16 protein-coding genes, 2 other RNA genes and 2 pseudogenes are annotated in these 16,285 nt (G+C 33.2%); 7 read left to right on the top strand and 13 right to left on the bottom strand.

The window, feature by feature from the left end:
• Positions 1-106: 106 nt before the first annotated feature.
• Together Wcon_RS11205 and Wcon_RS13685 are read left to right on the top strand one after the other, a co-directional pair.
• A complete protein-coding gene (locus Wcon_RS11205; protein ID WP_063630491.1) occupies positions 107-1,054 on the top strand; it encodes an IS110 family RNA-guided transposase in 948 nt (315 codons plus the stop codon).
• Between the two features lie 239 nt (positions 1,055-1,293).
• Positions 1,294-1,446, top strand: a pseudogene (locus tag Wcon_RS13685) (IS5 family transposase); the annotation flags it as partial.
• 189 nt (positions 1,447-1,635) lie between these two features.
• On the opposite strand, the gene recA reads toward Wcon_RS13685, so the two are convergent.
• Positions 1,636-2,703: a recombinase RecA gene (gene recA, locus Wcon_RS11195; protein WP_114517169.1), complete on the bottom strand. Its 1,068-nt coding sequence runs from the start codon at positions 2,701-2,703 to the stop codon at positions 1,636-1,638.
• A 119-nt stretch (positions 2,704-2,822) separates the two neighbouring features.
• Between recA and truA the strand changes: the two genes are divergently transcribed.
• Positions 2,823-3,560, top strand: a complete 738-nt coding sequence (truA, locus tag Wcon_RS11190; RefSeq protein ID WP_114517168.1) for a tRNA pseudouridine(38-40) synthase TruA — start codon at positions 2,823-2,825, stop codon at positions 3,558-3,560.
• A 1-nt stretch (position 3,561) separates the two neighbouring features.
• On the opposite strand, the gene dnaN is transcribed toward truA, so the two are convergent.
• The 7 genes and pseudogenes from dnaN to ffs all read right to left on the bottom strand — a co-directional run bounded on the left by dnaN (position 3,562) and on the right by ffs (position 9,480).
• Complete coding sequence (gene dnaN, locus Wcon_RS11185; RefSeq protein WP_114517167.1) at positions 3,562-4,713, bottom strand: DNA polymerase III subunit beta; 1,152 nt, start codon at positions 4,711-4,713, stop codon at positions 3,562-3,564.
• A gap of 111 nt (positions 4,714-4,824) precedes the next feature.
• The gene (locus Wcon_RS11180; protein ID WP_047759578.1) at positions 4,825-5,322 is read right to left on the bottom strand and encodes an invasion associated locus B family protein; all 498 of its coding nucleotides are present in this window, start codon (positions 5,320-5,322) and stop codon (positions 4,825-4,827) included.
• Complete coding sequence (gene rpoH / locus Wcon_RS11175) at positions 5,315-6,208, bottom strand: RNA polymerase sigma factor RpoH (protein ID WP_114517166.1); 894 nt, start codon at positions 6,206-6,208, stop codon at positions 5,315-5,317. The genes Wcon_RS11180 and rpoH overlap by 8 nt, the downstream gene beginning before the upstream one ends.
• A gap of 290 nt (positions 6,209-6,498) precedes the next feature.
• Complete coding sequence (locus Wcon_RS11170) at positions 6,499-7,215, bottom strand: P44/Msp2 family outer membrane protein (RefSeq protein ID WP_114517165.1); 717 nt, start codon at positions 7,213-7,215, stop codon at positions 6,499-6,501.
• Between the two features lie 339 nt (positions 7,216-7,554).
• A complete protein-coding gene (locus Wcon_RS11165) occupies positions 7,555-7,869 on the bottom strand; it encodes a YbaB/EbfC family nucleoid-associated protein (RefSeq protein ID WP_179947471.1) in 315 nt (104 codons plus the stop codon).
• A 21-nt stretch (positions 7,870-7,890) separates the two neighbouring features.
• A pseudogene (dnaX, locus tag Wcon_RS11160) lies at positions 7,891-9,365 on the bottom strand (DNA polymerase III subunit gamma/tau).
• 15 nt (positions 9,366-9,380) lie between these two features.
• Positions 9,381-9,480, bottom strand: an RNA gene (ffs, locus tag Wcon_RS11155) — signal recognition particle sRNA small type.
• 347 nt (positions 9,481-9,827) lie between these two features.
• Here ffs and Wcon_RS11145 point away from each other — a divergent pair.
• The gene (locus Wcon_RS11145) at positions 9,828-10,481 is read left to right on the top strand and encodes a glutathione S-transferase family protein (protein ID WP_114517163.1); all 654 of its coding nucleotides are present in this window, start codon (positions 9,828-9,830) and stop codon (positions 10,479-10,481) included.
• A 1-nt stretch (position 10,482) separates the two neighbouring features.
• Here the strand turns inward: Wcon_RS11145 and Wcon_RS11140 are convergent, their stop codons facing one another.
• Positions 10,483-11,130 carry an O-methyltransferase gene (locus Wcon_RS11140; RefSeq protein WP_114517162.1) on the bottom strand — a complete coding sequence of 216 codons (648 nt, stop codon included), beginning with the start codon at positions 11,128-11,130 and terminating at the stop codon, positions 10,483-10,485.
• A 250-nt stretch (positions 11,131-11,380) separates the two neighbouring features.
• Here Wcon_RS11140 and Wcon_RS11135 point away from each other — a divergent pair, with 250 nt between their 5' ends.
• A complete protein-coding gene (locus tag Wcon_RS11135; protein ID WP_114517161.1) occupies positions 11,381-11,659 on the top strand; it encodes a DUF2671 domain-containing protein in 279 nt (92 codons plus the stop codon).
• 28 nt (positions 11,660-11,687) lie between these two features.
• Here the strand turns inward: Wcon_RS11135 and Wcon_RS11130 are convergent, their stop codons facing one another.
• From Wcon_RS11130 to ssrS, 3 genes are all read right to left on the bottom strand, one after another.
• Complete coding sequence (locus Wcon_RS11130) at positions 11,688-12,380, bottom strand: thioredoxin domain-containing protein (RefSeq protein ID WP_179947470.1); 693 nt, start codon at positions 12,378-12,380, stop codon at positions 11,688-11,690.
• Between the two features lie 65 nt (positions 12,381-12,445).
• Entirely contained in the window at positions 12,446-12,793 is a 348-nt protein-coding gene (locus Wcon_RS11125) for an SRPBCC family protein (RefSeq protein WP_237349999.1), read from the bottom strand.
• A 118-nt stretch (positions 12,794-12,911) separates the two neighbouring features.
• Positions 12,912-13,073: non-coding RNA, 6S RNA (ssrS, locus tag Wcon_RS11120), on the bottom strand.
• A gap of 113 nt (positions 13,074-13,186) precedes the next feature.
• Between ssrS and Wcon_RS11115 the strand changes: the two genes are divergently transcribed.
• Positions 13,187-13,771, top strand: coding sequence for an MlaC/ttg2D family ABC transporter substrate-binding protein (locus Wcon_RS11115; protein ID WP_179947469.1), 585 nt, complete (start codon positions 13,187-13,189; stop codon positions 13,769-13,771).
• Positions 13,768-15,066, top strand: a complete 1,299-nt coding sequence (locus Wcon_RS11110) for a bifunctional folylpolyglutamate synthase/dihydrofolate synthase (protein ID WP_114517159.1) — start codon at positions 13,768-13,770, stop codon at positions 15,064-15,066. Before Wcon_RS11115 ends, Wcon_RS11110 begins: the two co-directional genes overlap by 4 nt.
• On the opposite strand, the gene Wcon_RS11105 is transcribed toward Wcon_RS11110, so the two are convergent.
• The gene (locus Wcon_RS11105) at positions 15,054-15,974 is read right to left on the bottom strand and encodes a molecular chaperone DnaJ (RefSeq protein WP_114517158.1); all 921 of its coding nucleotides are present in this window, start codon (positions 15,972-15,974) and stop codon (positions 15,054-15,056) included. The two genes, Wcon_RS11110 and Wcon_RS11105, sit on opposite strands and share 13 nt — an antisense overlap.
• Between the last annotated feature and the right edge of the window lie 311 nt (positions 15,975-16,285).

The following is a 16,285-nucleotide window of genomic DNA, read 5'->3' as shown; positions in this document are numbered from 1 at the left end:
ATCAAGGTACACTAGCCCTATCTCTCGATACGTTTGAATAGTTGTGTGGGACATACATATGCACCCGTTTACAATCTTAAATTAACTAAAACTAATCGAGGTTATTATGATTACATCTTATCAAAATTTTATTGGCATTGATATCGGAAAATTTAAAAATGTTGCTGCAGTTCACAACCAAAAGAACACTATCAAGTTTGATAATAATGCTGCTGGTTGGCAACAATTGTTTCAAAATTTTTCAAATATTCTACCTAATTCTTTTGTAACTTTGGAAAATACAGGAAAATATGAGCTTGGCTTAGCACACTTTCTGGTTGATAAGAATGTTGCTGTACATCGAGCTAATACTCGCAAAGTAAAAAGCTTTACCTTATCTCATGGAATTTTAGCAAAGTCTGATCAATCAGATGCAAGAGCCCTTGCTCAATATGGATTTGAGCGTTATAGTACTCTATCTCTATTTGTGCCTATGTCAAAAGAACAAACAGCCTTAGCTGCACTTTGTCAACGTCGTGATGACCTTACACAAATAAGAGCTCAAGAGAAATGTAGACTGAAAGCACCTGAAAACGACTATATAAAAGAAAGTTGCCAAAAAACTATTGACTTTTTTAACAGTCAAATAGATGAGCTCAATGATGCCATACAAAAAATTATCGATGAGAATCCAGAGTTAAAAAAGCGCCAAAAAATCATAAGAACAGTACCAGGAATAGGTAAAAAGTTATCACAAGATTTTGTATGCTTGATGCCAGAACTTGGCTACTTAAGCAGGCAAGAAGTTGCTAGTCTTGCTGGAGTTGCCCCGCATCCAAAAGAAAGTGGTAAAGCTATTGGTTATCGCAGAATAAGTGGTGGCAGAAGGAACGTTCGTGAAAAGCTTTTTACATCTGCGATGGCTGCTTCAAGGACTAAATCTGCACTTGGTGCTTTTTATTCTGCTCTCATTGGTAGAGGTAAAAAGAAGATGGTAGTCATAACAGCTCTAATGCGCAAAATTATAGTGATTGCTAATGCAAGGCTTAAAGAAGCAATTAACGCAAATTTTTAAAATCTGCATAAGAAAATAGGTTAATGAATATGCGCGCCACACAAATTTAAAGCACATATTCATTAATCATAAGATCTAAGCAGTGGTAGTTGTTTGATATAAATTTCTTTCTGTAATGAACTAGGGTTTTTATTGCCAAAAATACGTTTTTCAATTGAATAAGAATACAAAACTATAAATAAGAGTTGTAATAAGACTAAATTCAAAAAATTTTAAAAAACATAGTTGATGAGAACTATGAATATGGTATTAAAAAATGGAAGAAAAAAGTTAAGTATGGAACACGGTCTTACATTGAAGCATTTTTCTATAGATTAAAGCAAATATTTGGATTTAGTTTCAAAAATAAATCTGAGATAAATCGAGAAAAAGAATTGCTAATAAAATGCTAATTGCTCAATAAATTTACTGATATTGGCATAACTAAATTTGAAATAGTTACATGAATTTGTCGTAAACCACCACCACATGAAGTGCTATGCAACAAAACCATCCCAGTGCCAAGCACTGGGATAACAAGAAAGGGAGCACTGCGTTTCACATGCATCTGAATGGATACTAAAACTTCATCCTAATCTAAATTAGAATACTGATTCTTCTAGAAGTTGTTCGTGTTCCTCTTCTATTGCGATAGAATCATCGTGATTTTTAAATAAATCCCTGATTTTTGTTTCTATTTCATATGCAATTTCTTTGTTTGCCTTAAGGTAATTTTTTACATTTTCCCTTCCTTGCCCAAGACGCGTATTGTTATATGAATAATAAGCACCTGCCTTTTCAAGCACACCAAGTTTTGCTCCTATATCTATTATTTCTCCAAGTTTTGATATGCCTTCATTGTACATTATATCAAATTTTGCTTCTCTAAATGGAGGAGCAACTTTATTTTTTACAACTTTAACTCTCGTTTCATTACCCGTGATATTCTCTTTATCCTTTATTGCACCAACTTTCCTTATATCAAGTCTTATAGAAGTATAGAATTTTAACGCATTTCCACCGGTGGTAGTTTCAGGGTTTCCATATACTACTCCTATTTTCATACGAATTTGGTTAATAAATATCAATATACAGTTTGCTTTTGAAACTGCAGAGGTTAGCTTCCTGAGCCCATGACTTAGAAGTCTTGCTTGCAATCCCATGTGCTGATCGCCCATATCCCCTTCAATTTCAGCTTTTGGAGTTAATGCTGCAACAGAGTCAATAACTATTACATCAACTGCACCAGAACATACTAAATACTCAACAATATGCAACGCTTGTTCTCCAGTGTCTGGTTGTGAAATCACTAAATCATCGGTATTCACCCCAAGTTTACGAGCATATATAACATCCAACGCATGCTCCGCATCAATAAATGCACATAATCCTCCTTTTTTCTGTGCTTCAGCAATTACATGTAAAGCAAGGGTGGTTTTACCAGAACTCTCAGGGCCAAATATCTCAATTATACGTCCTTTTGGCAGTCCCCCAACACCCAGAGCTGAATCAAGTGCAATCGACCCTGTGGATATCGTGTCTATTTTTTCTACAGGGTTTTGCTTCAGCTTCATTATTGCACCTTTACCGAATGCTTTTTCAATTTGACTTATTGCATTATCTAGTGCTTTTTGCTTATCATTATTTCTTTCTTCTGGGTTGTTTGCCATGGATCATTTATTAACTTGTATAATCTCCATGGTAATTGAACGCGAACAATCTGCCAAGGGTTTTTTAATAACGAAGAACGTTAGTGACCTAAATTATATTAAGATAGATAGACTTTGTAGTGCGATACAAAATAACGATAGAATACAATGGTAGTGGTTTCTCTGGTTGGCAGAAGCAACAACACCCTGCTAACTCAATTCAGGAGACCATAGAAAACGCTATATTTAATTTTAGCGGTGAGAAAGTCACTTTGAATTGTGGTGGCAGAACTGACGCAGGGGTTCATGCTTTAGGGCAAGTTGCTCATTTTGATATGGAAAGGCAATTTGAGCTTTACAGAATAAGAAATGGAATAAACTATCACTTAAAAGCGATTCCTATAGTTGTGCTTGGTGCAGAAGTTGCAGATGATGCATTTCATGCACGCTTCTCAGCAAAAAAAAGATATTATGAATATAGAATAATTAATCGCTACGCTCCTGCAGCTCTGGAAATCGGTTATGTGTGGCAAGTATTTAACCCACTTGACGTAAACATCATGCGTGAAGCTGCTAGACACCTGCTTGGAAAACATGATCTTTCAAGCTTCCGCTCAAAAGATTGTCAAGCTACAAATCCGGTCAGAACAATCGATGATATTGATATAGTACAAAATGGAAGTCATATACACATCAAAATATCTGCTATTTCCTTTTTACATAACCAAGTGAGGATCATTGTTGGCACTTTAGTTGAATTTGGAAAAAACAGAACTAATCCACAAGAAATGCTAAACATATTAAGTCAATGTAAAAGAAATGCCGCTGGAATAACTGCACCACCTTACGGCTTATACTTAGTAAAGATAGATTACTAGCTTAAGTTCTCATTGGCATCACTATATATAGTGCGCTTGAATCATCTTCATCAGTGATAATTGTAGCACTATTACCATCTGACAAGCTAAATTTACACTTATTTTTTATACAGGATAAAACATCAAGCAAATAACGAGAATTAAATCCTACTTCTACAAGAGCTCCATCGTAATCCACCTCTATAGACTCAGTTGCATCACTACACTCTTGGGAGTTTGAATGTAGAGTTAATAAATTCTTTTGCAATGAAAATTTAATGGATTTTATTTTATCGGACACAACAACAGAAACTCGATCTATAACACTAGCAAGCTTACTACTCTCAACAATCATTTGTTTATCTTGAGACGTTGGGATAACGGCTTTATAATCTGGAAAAGTCCCATCTATCAATTTTGATATTAGAATATACTCACCGCATGTGAATTTGATTTTTCTATCTGAAAGTTTTACATTAACCTCATTACAATCACCCAATACTTTCAACAATTCCATGATAGTTTTACGTGGAATGATCACACCAAATTCGCCGTTGATATCTTTAGGCTTATGGCTCTTCATACGTGATAAACGGTGGCCATCAGTTGCAACGCAGTACAGAAATTGCTCATCTGTATGTATATATATCCCATTTAAATTATACCTTGTATCATCTAGCGACACAGCAAACCTTGTTTTAGTCAATAAGTCTACCAAATCTGCACTTAGTAGAGTGAAATTGTATCGATGACCATCTTCTTCAAGGACAGGAAAGTTATTTGAAACTACATTCGGTAAAGAAAAATTTGCATTTCCACAGGATATCAATAATTTTCCTTGATTATTCATTTCGAAATTGACATCCAAATCAGTTGGCAACTTCTTCACTATGTCATATAAAGTATGTGCTGAGATTTTCACTTCTCCTTCAGTTGATACATCTGCAGCAAGTGAGGCAAATACTGAAATATCAAGATCAGTAGCCTTCAGTTTTATGCTGCCATACTGTGCTTTGATATTTATACATGCCAAAACATCTATCGCGTTGCGCCTTTCAACCACTCCACTTACTTTCGATAACGTGCTTAAAAGACTTGCACGACTTACACTAAAACGCATTTGTTCACACACAGTACTTTGTTCTTTGATTCCTACATCTGCAATTTCTGACATATTAATTCTCAAAAATATATTTTAAATGATATTCATATTCTATGTAAAGTGATATCCATATTTTTGTCTGAGAGACAAAACAGCCTATATTATACTTTAGTGATCAATAATTTACTTTGTATGGCATAAGTCATGCATTTTTTGGTACGCTTTTTGAAACCCAAGCAAGGAATAAGTATCATCAACATTTGCTGTTTTTACTTTTCCATTAACTATCATTGATAATCCCTGCTTCATTCTTAGAATCAAATCTTGGTCCGTTTTTGTATTATCTGACCACGCAAGACTTCCCTGTATTATCGGCAATTGATATTTAGCTTTTTTATCAATATTGAGAATTACAGGCTCCTTATTATATTGAAAGCCAGAAGTGACGCTTACCTCATCTGCTTTTTTATCAACGTAACTGATCATTACATACGGTTTGCGATCGGCTGTATAATGTTCACTTTTTTTCTTAGGGTAGGATACAATGTAACACACTTTTTCACCATCTTCCAATGCAGTATACACAAACCAATCTTTATATTTTTCGTTCAGTTGTACGTTACTAACCGATGCAAAGGTGCCTATTGAAAAAAATATTAGAAATACGAAAAGACTACGCATGTAAACCAAGTTTCAAACTCTCTGATTTTATATGTTGTTTTACCTTACTCATCGCTTGCTCAGCCAACTGTCTTATTCTTTCTCTTGAAACACAATATTTTTTGCTAAGCTCGTCCAAAGTTTGAGTACTCTCAGACAAATATCTGCTAATAAAAATGTCTCTTGATCTTTCGTTAAGAGTTGTCAATGCATTGCTTAAAATTGTTTCTTTTAATGCCTTTTCTTCATGATTCTGGTAAGCTACTTCTTGACTGACTAAATTACACGGAATCATATCTTGTAACTCCTTTTTAGAGTCGTCACCTATTTTTATACAATTATTTAACGACTGATCCTTACAAGCCAAACGATAGTTCATTTGTACAACATCTTCTTCAGATACAGAAAGCTCACTTGATATTGCTTTTATTTCTTCGTTACTCAAAGTTTCTCTGTTTGTGTATTGTAAAATTCTTTTTTTCATTTTACGTAAACTAAAAAATAATCTCCTTTGCGCTTGCGTTGTACCTATTTTCACAAGTGACCAAGATTTCAATATAAAGTCTTTTATTGAAGCTTCAATCCACCATACTGCATAAGTTGAAAAACGAAATCCCAAGTCAGGATTAAACTTTTTCACTGCATGCATTAAACCCATATTTCCTTCCATGACCAAGTCCATCAACAATAGCCCGTAGTTCTTAAATTTCATTGCAATTTTTACTACTAAATTCAAATGGCTGGTAATCAACTTGTGAGCAGAAGAAATATCCTTATGTTCTTGCCAATTTTTTGCTAATCGCACTTCCTCTTCTTGGGAAAGCATAGGAAATTTTCGCACTTCAGCAATATATTGCATAAGATTAGTGCTACTATTAACACATAAATTCGCTACTGGGGTCAACATAATAACTTAAATTAAAACTCCATGTATATAATATATTGATTTTTAGTAAAAAATTCAAGCTTTAATTAAAAAAAGCACAACTTTCCATCTAATTGAGATCTTAGTAGCAGTACACTTCAGTATCAGCTACCTGATTAAAATCACTAGCGTGTAACGATAAACGCTATAGTTTAAATAAACAATGTGTCATTCCAGTGTTCAAACACTGGAAATTCACATGTTTTTTTCTAAACCCCAGCACCATAAGCTGGGACAACAAGAAAAAACTGATACAAAACAATAAGAGTAGACTAGAAATTAAATGCTACTCCAGCTTCTGCACCAATAGTACTGTAAAAGACTTTGTGTGCGCCTTTATCAGCAACCTTTTTGCTTGAATCGTCAGGATCTTGTTTTTCTCCATCAAAGCTAGCGCCATAAGAACCAAAATAGCGAGCGCCAGCGTAAAGTTTGATTTCTGGAGTTACGTCATAACTGACACCAGCTTTCGCTTGATAAGCAAAACCAAATCCAGAGTCTTTATCACCAGCAATTTTTGTTGCTAAAGGATTGCTTACATATGCTGCACCAACACCAACACCAACGTATGGAGTGATAGGCATATCTTCGATTGCTACATCATAATAAACATTAACTAATCCTGAAAACGCTGTCACACTGTCTGCAACAGTTACTGGAGTAAATGCTGCACCACTAACGTCGTTTTTGTTTAGTTGTGAGTAAAGTCCCTCAACATCAACTCTGATGTCATCCATTTTATAACCAAATGCACCACTACCAGCCATAAAAGATGCTTTTAAAGGATCTTGAGCGTCGTTATTTTTTTTATACTCAATACCATCAATCTTTGTTTTAAAAGGTAAAACTTCACCATTATATTGCAAACGAACGTAGTAGCTAGTTTCTTCATCACTTATTGGACCAATAGGATCTGATGAAAAAGCAGAGTTTGATAGGCTTAGCAACGTCACTAAAGCAGCTGCTGAAAAAAACTTTTTATAATGCATAATTGCCCTCGTTAAAAAAATTAAAATTCCACTTTAGCAGTCTAAATGATAACTAAAGTTAAGTCAAGTGCTAACTTAATAACACAAAATATTCTATATCTTAACTTCTTTTCAGAAGAATACAAAGGCTTTATTAATAAATAAATAGAATTATATGACTTTTTTCGTTCTTGGTTTTCACTTCACTAGTCTTTTTATCTTCTGCTTTGTTTTTACCACTGTAACTTGCTTCATGTTCATGCAGTAATGCAAATATGCTATATTAAGAAATACTAGCACTAGAAATAGTAAAAAGAAAATACTTAGTTATTACATCAAGAGAAATTTCAGTAATACAGATTAAAAAGGAAGTTTAAATCCAGGTGGTAAACCCATCATACCTGCAAGATCAGAAGTTGCATTTGCCATATCCTCTTCTGCTTTTTTAATAGCATCATTAAACGCTGCTGTCACTAAATCTTCTACTATATCTTTTTCTTCATTTCTCATAAGCTCTAAGTCTATGTTTACCTTTTTAGCTTTATAGCTACCTATTTTTATAACTTCCACTAATATAGAAACTTTGCCACCACCAGAAATACCTTGAAACTCTTTTCCAATATATTTTTCTTGAGCTTCCGCAAGCTTTTTTTGCATTTCTTGCGCTTGCTTCATTATTTGACTGAAATCCACAACTTACTCCTTATTCTCTACATTAACCACCTTTGCACCTTTAAACGCATCCAGTATACCCTTAACTGCAGGTGCATAATTTAAATTGCTCACTTCCCTGTTCATATAACTCGTATCAACTATAATAACCCACTCCTGCTTAGTAGCTTGATTTAAGTAATTTTTCAAGTCATTACAAAAATTACTATTCAACTTAGATACAGCTTTTAATTTTAAATACCCAAGTCTACAATCTATTAATTGTAGATTACTACACAGTTGTTTGTAAAGATAAATTTGGTTACTCTGCCTTAATAACTGCAAAACCTTATTAAAATCATAATTTTGTTGCTGTTCACTTCCTATATTACGCGTATTTCCCTGCTGTATACTCTGCGAAAGAACTTTCTTGATCACCTGTTCCGGAGAAGGCAAATCAGAAAGATAACAAAGGCTAATTAACATCATTTCAGCAGCAACCTCATTGCATGTTGAAACTTTTATATCTTGAATACTTTTAAGCAACACCTTCCACAATCTCGAAAAAATATTAAAGACTTCTTTGTACTCAAGTCTTTTACTCTGCTCTTCTCACATTCTGTATCAATCTCTTTTGTAATTAAAAAACGGCACACTAACTGGATTGTTTGCAGCAGATCTTCAAAAATATTGAGTGAGTTTGCTGTCTTTACCGCGTTGTCGAATACTGACAAAGCCTTCTGTAAATCACTATCTAATACTGCTTCCAGTAGATCAAATATAACGTTTCTGTCTACTAGACCAAGTATGTCTGTAACACTTTGAGTGGATATTGTACCATCTTTGCTATATAGCACTGCTTGATTCATCAAAAATAAAGCGTTACGCATTGAATTACTACAGTGGTGAGCAATTAATTCCGATGCTTCTTTTTCAATAAAATAATTTTCTTTTTGTGCAATATCATTTAAACGCCCCACTATCTTAGCTGCAGGAATGTTATGTAAGTCAAACCTTTGACAACGTGCAATAATAGTTATTGGTATCTTTTTTATTTCTGTAGTTGCCAGAATAAACTTTACGCTAGATGGTGGTTCTTCTAGAGTTTTAAGTAATGCATTAAATGCACTACTAGATAACATGTGTACTTCATCTATAATGTAAACTTTGAATTTAGAACTTATGGGTAAATAGCAAATATCTCCTAAGATCACTCTAACGTCCTCAATGCTAGTGTGACTTGCTGCATCGATTTCAACTACATCTGGATGACTTGAATTTTTTATCGCCAGACAATTTGCACATAATCCACAAGGTTCAAAAGTTGGTCCCAATGAACAATTCAAACATAAAGCTATTATTCTTGCAGTAGTAGTTTTACCAATCCCACTACTGCCAGAAAGTAGTATAGATTGTGGAATTTTGTTGAGAGTAAAAGCGTTTTCTAGTATACGCACCAATATATCTTGACCTACTAAATCTTTAAAGCTACTAGGACGATATTTTAATGCTATGTTCATAGCCCAGAATAAAAAAAATAGTAAAATAGGTATGCAACCCAAAAAGGTTCTGATATGGTTGCTTCATTTCTGACCTGACCAAGTTACAGAATTTTTGCCTGCATACCTTATAAAAGGTTATACTTTTTTTTTATTTAGCAAGGTATATTCTATATCAGCTCGATAGCTTGATATGTTAAATTTCGTACACTGTTACTTTCAAATAAACAAAAAGTTAGTTGTTATGCAAGTTATTATAAGATTGTCGCTCCAATGTTTATTTATGCCATTTCAGCGTTTATTTATGTCATCCCAGTGCGTGACACTGGGATCCAAGTATAAAAATATTTGGAAATTATGCAATGGACAATGGATTCTAGGAGTATATGTTAAAAATAATGTCTATAATGAAATAAGCTGGATTTCAGTGTCAGCTACTTGCATGACAACCTATAGATACTGGGACAACAAAAGAGGAATATTATGATTTTATATCATTTTCCTCTTTGTCCATTTTCACGAAAAGTTAGAGCTCTTCTCAAGGAAAAAAAGCTGAGTTGCGATTTGGTATACGAAAATCCATGGGAGAAGCGGAATGAATTCATGAAGATTAATCCAACTGGACAGGTACCAGTGCTTATGGATAACAACCTTATTATAGCAGATAGTAACGCTATTTGTGAATATTTAGAAGAGACTTATAGCAGCAACATCAAACTGCTCGACTCTTCTACTGTTATTAAGTCTAAAACACGTGCTTTAATTAACTGGTTTGACAATAAATTTTATAATGAAGTTACTAAATATGTCATAAACGAAAAAGTGATAATTAACCGCAGCCCTGACTCTAGGTTTCTTCATGCAGCTCAACATAACCTATCTTACCATATAGAATACATTGAATACTTAATTAGCAAAAATATTTGGCTTGCAATCGATAAGTTCACTTTAGCCGATATTACCTTAGCATCGCATATTTCTATAATAGACTACGTAAATAGTTTTCCATGGGAAAAAAGTAAGATTTTAAAAGAATGGTACTCCATTGTTAAATCAAGGCCTTGCTTTCGCGAAATATTATTAGAGAGAGTTTTTGGCTTAACTCCTCCTAAACATTATGCTGATCTTGATTTTTAACTTACGTTAGCTTTAAAGCTACAGTCATTCCTTCATCAGTCGGAATCAATATAGAGAAATATTTCTTTTCATCTGACAATCTATCATTAAACTCTCTCATAGCATGCCATGACTTCTCTGACACTCCTTTTGGAGGGGATTCTAAGAATACTGTGTTGAACAATAGAGTATTATCTGCAACAATCAGCCCATCTTGTTTAATGTATAGCTCTGCCCAATCTAAATATTTAGGATAACTAACTTTATCAGCATCGATGAATATCATATCAAAAGGTGTTTTTGCTGACAATTCATTAAGTTTTTCCAATGCATTGCCTTCTATTAAAGAAATTTTGTCACTCAGATTAAAAATACTAAAATTTTTTTTTGCTATTTTGCAATGCTGAGGATTATTTTCTATTGTATATATATGACCGTTTTCCGATAGAGCCTTTACCATACAAATTGACGAATAACCATATAACGTGCCAATTTCAACGATACTTTTGATTTTATGAATTTTGATAAATAAACTGAGTAACTTTCCTTCTTCAGGAGTGATTTGAATACGTTGCCCCTTCTCAAGAGTACAATATTCTTCTATTTTTTTATACTCTTTTGCAAATAAGTTTCTTATGTACAACGATTTTGTGCTAAAGTTATGACGCATTAAGTTTTATAATATAAATTAGGGAGGTTCAATCTATACAAGATTTGTAGATATAATAATATAGTTTAAAATAATAAAAACTTTTATTTTAAGTTGTTATTTTATAAAGTAAAATTTTAAGTGACAAAAATTATTATATATTTTACTATGGTTAACTAGTATAACAATTAATTGTTATACTAGAATTAAGGAGTTGTTTATTCACATTTCTCTTGAAATGTAATTTTTATAATCAATTAGAGGGGGTTATATGTCTTATAACATTGCTAATGAAGTTGAAACGTTAAACAAAAAGTCTAATAATAATGAAGGGGTGAGATTACTATACAATCCAGCTTACCGCGAGAAGTACAAAGAACGCTTTAACGAAGCTCAGAAAAAAGTTATGGATATGGTCCAATTTTATGATGGAACGATAATATTAATAGAGAATAAAATTGCCATGTATTACTATGCTTGGCACAGTAAAAAAAGAGAGTTTGAGCGTAAAAAGCAACAAACAGCGACAAAAAGCAATGATTCAGTATAGAGCCTTTATGTGGTAAGCTGCAGTGGTACTATTTCACTATAGCTTTTCCATATAATTCATTTATTACGTTAGTGAAGTATTTTAGCTCTTTATATCCTTCGTGTTTAATTTTATTATGATCTACGTATGATTTATCATCGTTAAGCTTGATGAAAAATATCGGAGTAGCCATGATATCAAGTTTATTAATTGCCAGTGATTTATCATTTATAACTTTATCCATCATTTTTTTATCATTAATGCATTGGTTAAATGTATCTTGCTTCAAATTGCTTAGTGCAGCAATTCTTTGTAGTACAGTTAAATCACTGAAATTGGAGTAGTTCCACGAGTCTATTGCATTAAAAACAGCTTTGTTAAAATTAAAGTAGTCTTCTTGTTTTTCATAGCAATGACTCAGCATTGCAGCCTTTAAACCTCTATAATCTAAAGGGAAATGACGAAATACATATAACATCTTACCTGTGTCTATGTATTTCTCTTTGATTTTAGGAAAAACTTTCTTATGAAAAAGAGAACAGTGATAACAAGTGAGTGAGGCGTATTCTATCATTAAAATTGGTGCTTTTGGATCTCCTAATAATTTATCATCAGGCAATAGTGATAGTAGTTCTTTTGGTGTTATTTCATCAGTGTTTTGAGTATTGGGTAAGTTTTGTTCAGTAGCTCCATAAGAACTAACACTTATAAAAATTAGTAAAAACAATAATCTAAAAATCATTACAATAGAAACACTTAACTTATTAAAAAAATAATGCATTTATATAAATAATGTCAAGATAACTTTTACTTGGCAAGGCTTTCGACTCTGTCTTTGAATGCAGCAATTATTTTGCTTTGTGTATACTTATATACTGACTTTAGTAAAGTGGAAAATGAGTTGGATTTAAATTCAAACTTTATATAGAACTCTACCATAGTTTTATTTTCGTTCATAGGAGTGAATTTCCATTCGTTGTATAAATGTTTAAATATTCCATTTGATGACACAGCTTTTATCCAACCTTCATTTGTTCCACTTGGAGAAAGGAAGGTCACTCCTGATGTGTAGCTTCCTTTAATACCATGAAAAGCTGCGAGGAGATCCACTATCATTTGGCTATCAGTTTTTCTTTTATATAAACAGCTTTGCACCAAGGAACAAAATCGGGATACTTCTCAACGTCAATTACAACTTGAAATATCTCATGAGATGAACAGAAAAAGATACCTTGTTCTTTATATTGGTGGAACATAAATCTGAACAATGAAAACGGGATCCATATCTACCGTCAGCCTTAGTAGATTCCTGAGACCTAAAGTTAAGGTGGGCATCACGTACTAATTTCAATGAAATTAACAGAGGCAATTCCCTTAATTAGAAATTATCGCTCGGGAAATTTAACTTAACTCATAACGTATAGCACAGACCCCAATTAATTATAGATTATTTATATAGAGTATGTCTATATATATTAAAGCTAGCGATTATTATTTTGCCTTTGTTAAATTTTGCATTTTAAGTATCATAGCTAATAAATATATCTTATGAATATTATTAAGCTCTTAGCCATTTTTATTGTAATCTCTTCAAGCGCTTATGCTAATTGCATAGGTCACAAAACTTTTGTGCTTGTCATGAAGCAGCAAGTAGACAGCACATCTATGAAAGGAAACAGAAAAAATCTAGATCATGTACACGAAAAGCTTCGGGAGATCATTCAGAATAACGTTAACCTCAAAGGAATATCTCAATTTGTCATAGGGAAATATTGGAAATTGGCTACTCAGAAAGAAAAAGAAGAGTTTTTAAAAGAATATGAAGTATATCTCACGCGTTTATGCGCTAAAATCTTGTATAAATACATAAATAATAGTGAAATGATCATAATGAGTACAAAAGCAATTGACAATGAAACCTGTCTGATAGGAACAAGACTTTCTTATGGTGATGAGGAATTTACAAATATTGACTTTAAAGTTACTAAAAGTGATAGTTCTTTCTTAATAAACGATGTTATAATGAGTGGGATAAGTATTGCCATTAATCAACGTTCTCAATTTAGTGAAAAAATCGACACGCATGGCATGGCAAGTGTAATAGACGAATTAAAATGTAACAATAATCCATGATGTACATGCCTCATTGGCCTAAGCCGCTTGGCAGTAGACCAAAGGATTTTTCTCTTGACCGCATAAAAAGCTTTCTCAATAGATTAGGCAATCCTGAGAAAAAAATACCGCCAATAATTCACATAGCTGGAACTAATGGTAAAGGATCGACACTATCGTTTATAAGATATATAATGCAAGCAGCAGGATATAAGGTTCATGCATACACTTCTCCGCATTTAGTGAATTTTAATGAGAGAATAGTTGTTGCAGGCAGCCATATCGACGACAATGAATTATATAGCTTGTTAGAAGAATGTCGCATCGCAATTGGAAAGCAATCTATTACTCTATTTGAAGCTACAACAATTGCAGCTCTCTTAGCTTTTTCTCGTCATAAAGCTGATATTAGTTTAGTTGAAGTAGGTATGGGTGGAAGGCTTGATGCAACAAATGTTATAGATAATCCGATTTTAACAATTATCACTGCCATTGCCCTTGATCATACAGAATATCTTGGTCCCACTGTGGAGATTATAGCAAGTGAAAAAGCTGGAATAATGAAACCTAATGTTCCTTGTGTAATAGCGCCACAAGAGAAATCTATAATAAATACGCTAGAACACCATGCAATAAATAAGAGATCTCCTCTGTACAGAGGAGGATTTGAATGGAATTGCGAAAAACAGAATAACAAAATGGTCTTTCAATCGTCTGTTCAATCAATAGAATTTCCTTTACCATCCCTGAAGGGTGATCACCAAATAATCAATGCAGGAACTGCCATTTCAGCATGTAGCATTTTAAGTGGAAAATATGGATTTGATATTGGAGAAGAGAACATTGCTTCAGGTTTACAGAGCACTTATTGGCCTGCGCGGCTAGAGTCTATAAAAGAAGGTAATTTAATTTCTTTATTACCAAAAGATTGGCAATTATTTTTAGATGGTGCACACAATAATGACGGTGCTAGAGTGCTATCTCAGTGGGTAAAAGATAATTTTGCTGAAGGTATTTATGTGGTTTTTGGTGTTACCCGTAACAGAAATGTGGAAGAGTTCTTAGAGCACTTAAAGCCATATATCAAACTATTATGCGCGATTTGTGTTAAATCTGAACCTCAAGCAACAAATACAGATTTAATCAAAGAAGGAGCTAATAGTATAGGAATAAATGCTATTGAATGTGAATCAATCGGCGATGCAATATTAAATCACATACTGAAAGCCTCTATTCAAAACGTCAAAACCATACTAATCTGTGGCTCGTTATTTCTAGCTAGAGATCTTGCTATGGAGAATAATCAACCTACTTGATGAGCCGAGACGTTAAAAGCACCATCAGGATTTACAATGCTGCTTGGTTTTCCGGTTAATGCTCCTATAGGTACATTTTGTTCATCACCTCTTCCTTCAGTTTTTACAAGATTTACAACTTTTCTCTCGTAGATCTCACTTGCTAATTGTAATAATAAAATACAACCTAGTACTGCAGTAGATCCGATGAGTATTTTACTGTTTAAGCAACTAGATTGGTACTGTAACACCAAACCTGCTATTAATAAAATAGGAGGGAGATAACTCGAATATTGGGCAATAAAAATGAGATATTTAAATCTTTTACTTTTTAATATTTCTTCCCATCTCTCTTCTTGATCTAAATTTTCACCTTGTTCCCGTTGAGAATTTTGCAAATCCAAATCTTCTTTAACTACAGAAGCTATCAAATAAACAGATAAGAAAAAAATTGTAACAGATGTTATTAGGCTTGCACTAAACAAAATGCCAGGTGCGTCAGTAAAATTAGCAGCCTTATATAGCTTAAACCCCAAGTAAATATACGACACTAATAACGAGATGTACAGTAAGAATCTTACCAAACTAAAAACAACATAATACTTTGTATACTTATTATTCTGACGTTGCTTAATCAATTGTAAACACCTTCGCGTTTCTTCAGGAATGATTAATCCCCTATTCTTCTTATTTGGTGATTTAATATATTGCAAAAGTGCTGCTTTATTTCTGTTAAGGGCCTGTATTTTTTCATCGCTACCTCCTGATTTATCTGGGTGACACTTTATTGATAACCTTCTATAATTTTTTGCTATTATATTAGATATTTCTAGGAAGTTACGACCTTCTACTTCTTGCGTTTCAATGCCTAGCTCTTTAAATAAACTTTCATTATAATCATATTCTCTTTTTCTTAGCTTATAACCCATGCTTCCACCTCATAAATTAACTAACTATTAATACTTTATAATATATAAATTTCCAAATCATGTCAATTATTTCATTCATGCTTATTGTATGAATTATTTCTTTCACGACTACCATGACAAGTGTATGAAAATTATCATTTAGTGCATAATAGTGCTTCAATGTTTAGGGTTACAGTTTTCATTGGTCATTTGAGTTACTCAAATCCAATTCATGCCAGTTCTATCTATCTTGTCATTTAAGTAGCCCTTTTTGTGTAATCCCAGTACCCTCTGTGGTGTCATCCAAGTAGCTGACACTGGCTTTCCGTAAT

Source organism: Wolbachia endosymbiont of Cylisticus convexus, assembly GCF_003344345.1.
This window is presented reverse-complemented; position numbering and strand designations above follow the sequence as displayed.

Excerpts from the sequence above, each read along its gene's own strand:
- Wcon_RS11205 (WP_063630491.1), top strand. The coding sequence starts at position 107 with ATGATTACATCTTATCAAAATTTTATTGGCATTGATATCGGAAAATTT.
- recA (WP_114517169.1), bottom strand. The coding sequence starts at position 2,703 with ATGGCAAACAACCCAGAAGAAAGAAATAATGATAAGCAAAAAGCACTA.
- dnaN (WP_114517167.1), bottom strand. The coding sequence starts at position 4,713 with ATGTCAGAAATTGCAGATGTAGGAATCAAAGAACAAAGTACTGTGTGT.
- Wcon_RS11180 (WP_047759578.1), bottom strand. The coding sequence starts at position 5,322 with ATGCGTAGTCTTTTCGTATTTCTAATATTTTTTTCAATAGGCACCTTT.
- rpoH (WP_114517166.1), bottom strand. The coding sequence starts at position 6,208 with ATGTTGACCCCAGTAGCGAATTTATGTGTTAATAGTAGCACTAATCTT.
- Wcon_RS11170 (WP_114517165.1), bottom strand. The coding sequence starts at position 7,215 with ATGCATTATAAAAAGTTTTTTTCAGCAGCTGCTTTAGTGACGTTGCTA.
- Wcon_RS11165 (WP_179947471.1), bottom strand. The coding sequence starts at position 7,869 with ATGAAGCAAGCGCAAGAAATGCAAAAAAAGCTTGCGGAAGCTCAAGAA.
- Wcon_RS11145 (WP_114517163.1), top strand. The coding sequence starts at position 9,828 with ATGATTTTATATCATTTTCCTCTTTGTCCATTTTCACGAAAAGTTAGA.
- Wcon_RS11140 (WP_114517162.1), bottom strand. The coding sequence starts at position 11,130 with ATGCGTCATAACTTTAGCACAAAATCGTTGTACATAAGAAACTTATTT.
- Wcon_RS11135 (WP_114517161.1), top strand. The coding sequence starts at position 11,381 with ATGTCTTATAACATTGCTAATGAAGTTGAAACGTTAAACAAAAAGTCT.
- Wcon_RS11130 (WP_179947470.1), bottom strand. The coding sequence starts at position 12,380 with ATGATTTTTAGATTATTGTTTTTACTAATTTTTATAAGTGTTAGTTCT.
- Wcon_RS11115 (WP_179947469.1), top strand. The coding sequence starts at position 13,187 with ATGAATATTATTAAGCTCTTAGCCATTTTTATTGTAATCTCTTCAAGC.
- Wcon_RS11110 (WP_114517159.1), top strand. The coding sequence starts at position 13,768 with ATGATGTACATGCCTCATTGGCCTAAGCCGCTTGGCAGTAGACCAAAG.
- Wcon_RS11105 (WP_114517158.1), bottom strand. The coding sequence starts at position 15,974 with ATGGGTTATAAGCTAAGAAAAAGAGAATATGATTATAATGAAAGTTTA.